This window comes from Chloroflexus sp. (genome assembly GCF_049970315.1).
Taxonomy (GTDB): Bacteria; Chloroflexota; Chloroflexia; order Chloroflexales; family Chloroflexaceae; genus Chloroflexus.
Genome location: NZ_JBMFNE010000074.1, coordinates 1 through 954, shown reverse-complemented (window position 1 = coordinate 954; position 954 = coordinate 1). Strand labels below are relative to the sequence as shown.

Annotated in this window: 2 protein-coding genes; both read right to left on the bottom strand. The window is 57.2% G+C overall.

Going from position 1 to position 954, the window contains the following annotated elements:
* On the bottom strand, nucleotides 1-523 hold a 523-nt coding region (gene cas1 / locus ACP5OT_RS17675; protein ID WP_428132898.1), incomplete at its 3' end, for a CRISPR-associated endonuclease Cas1.
* A 192-nt stretch (nucleotides 524-715) separates the two neighbouring features.
* On the bottom strand, nucleotides 716-954 hold a 239-nt coding region (gene cas6 / locus ACP5OT_RS17670), incomplete at its 5' end, for a CRISPR system precrRNA processing endoribonuclease RAMP protein Cas6 (RefSeq protein WP_428132896.1).

The following is a 954-nucleotide window of genomic DNA, read 5'->3' as shown; positions in this document are numbered from 1 at the left end:
CTGCGTAGCGGCCTTCAATCCCCATCAATTCTTCACGAATCTCATCAACCGTTTCGCCTTTGAGTCGTTCGACTGCGATTTGGTAGTCAACCGCTTCACCAGCTGTAGTCATCAGTTGTTCGTATACATCAGGTGCCGTCTCTTTGCGATTTTTTGCTGCGTAGCGCAGGAGGTTGGCTTGGTTACCTAGTTTGCCCAGCGTGAATGCACGGGCAAGGGCGACACCGGCCGGCCCGTCATAAGCACGCAGTTGTGCTCGCCGCGTGAGAACGGTGCCGGTGAGGCCAGCACTGTAGAGGCTAGAATGTGGGGTACCATTGGTGCTGATAAAGTGGATTGGGATGCCTTCTTCACTGCACACCCGTATGGCATCGCTGCTGATGGCGACACCGCCACCACAGATGATGACTTGTCGGAGATGCATGATCGGTACTTCACGTACCAGCTCATTGTCCTTGGTTACCCGCAGCCGGCCTTGGTGTTTACCGACAAAACTGCCGCGTTCGCTAACGATGAGTTCCATGGTGCAGTCTTCCTTTCTGTACCGGCGTCGCCCGCAATGGGTGACATGCTGGTTGTTAAGGTGCAGAAACGATCATGCAGTGCGCTGATGGCTGCAATGCTGGCTCGGTTGTTATGCACTGCCGGTGTGTTCATTGATACTCCGAAACACCTGTCGTTGTCAAGTTCGCAAGGCAATGCCTTGCTACTGGCGTTACGGCAAGACCTCCATCCCGTCCGGGGTGTACCAGCCGTCGCCTTTGACCGCGTTGCGCCCGATGTGGATCAAGCTGCCCCAAACGATCAGCTCGCGCAGGGGCGCAAGCGGCCCGCTGAAAGTGGCACTGCCGATCAGTCCTCCCACCGGGGTGCGCCGTTGCTGGCGCGACGAAACGCTTACCACGTCAACCCAGCGCGTCTGATCAACCGTCGTTGTGACCTGCTCGGCGATGG